The 1154-nt window shown below is 43.2% G+C and carries 2 protein-coding genes; both read left to right on the forward strand.

Annotated elements, in window-relative coordinates; all coding sequences use genetic code 11:
• Positions 1 to 352: transposase (locus tag GC098_RS16095; RefSeq protein WP_216625301.1), on the forward strand; the 352-nt coding region annotated here is incomplete at its 5' end.
• A gap of 11 nt (positions 353 to 363) precedes the next feature.
• A partial coding sequence (locus tag GC098_RS16100; protein ID WP_312880162.1) for an IS3 family transposase occupies positions 364 to 1154 on the forward strand: 791 nt, incomplete at its 3' end.

A 1154-nucleotide genomic window follows, 5' to 3' on the forward strand; every position in this document is an offset into this window, starting at 1 on the left:
CACAAAGAATTGGTGCAACCATAATGAAACTAAAATGGTGAGCGGAGTGTGCACAATGGGAGAACAACGTCAAAGTTACAACAAAAAATTTAAAGAAGAAACGGTAAAGTACGTTCAGCAAAATGCTAAATCACTGCCAGAGATAGCCGAGGAGCTAAACATAAATGTTGGCACCCTTCGAAACTGGGTGGGGCAGTACCGCAAATTTGAAGACGAGCCGTTTGTAGGAAGTGGTAATCTCCGTGAAACAGAGCGTCTAATGAAAGAAAAAGACAATCATATTAAAGATCTCGAAGAGGAGATCGCAATCCTAAAAAAGGCCATGCACTTCTTCAGCAAAGACCGGAAATAAAGTTCCAATTCATCAAGGAACACCACTCTGAGTTCCGGATCGAGAAGATGTGCAAAGTTTTCAACATTTCACGGAGTGGTTATTACAAATGGCTAAAAGCCCCGAAAAGCGAGAGAACCCGTAATCGGGAAGACCTCGCTAGACGCATTGAATATCACTATCATGACAACTATGGTATCTATGGCGCCCCGAAAATTACAGACTGTTTGAAGGATGAGGGCAAACAAATTGGCGAGAAAACCGTTGGTCGCATGATGAGGGAAAAGGGCCTTCGTTCACGTACAGTCAGGAAATTCAGAGTATCAACAACCGATTCCACTCATGGTCTGCCAGTCGCTCCAAACCTGCTTAACCAACAATTTAAAACGACCGCCCCTAACAAAGTCTGGGTGACGGACATTACGTATATCTGGACTAGTCAGGGCCGGATGTATCTTGCCTGTGTCATGGATCTATTTACACGTAAAATTGTCGGTTGGTCACTAAAAAGTAACATGACAACTGCGCTTGTCCTTGAAGCATTAGACCGGGCTGTAGATGCACAGAGACCTGCTCCAGGTCTTATGCATCATACCGATCGAGGTTCGCAATACGCTTCTTTGGAGTACCAAGAACAACTGAAGAAACACGGCATGGTTTGTAGTATGAGTCGCAAAGGCAACTGTTACGATAACGCGTGTATCGAATCTTTTCATTCCCTGATTAAAAGAGAATTAGTGTACCTAGAAAAATTCGCTTCCAAGCAAGTAGCGGAGCAAAAAATATATCGGTACATTGAGTTTTTCTACAACCGTAAAAGAAA

The sequence above is a fragment of the Paenibacillus phytorum genome (assembly GCF_013141715.1).
Taxonomy (GTDB): Bacteria; Bacillota; Bacilli; order Paenibacillales; family NBRC-103111; genus Paenibacillus_E; species Paenibacillus_E phytorum.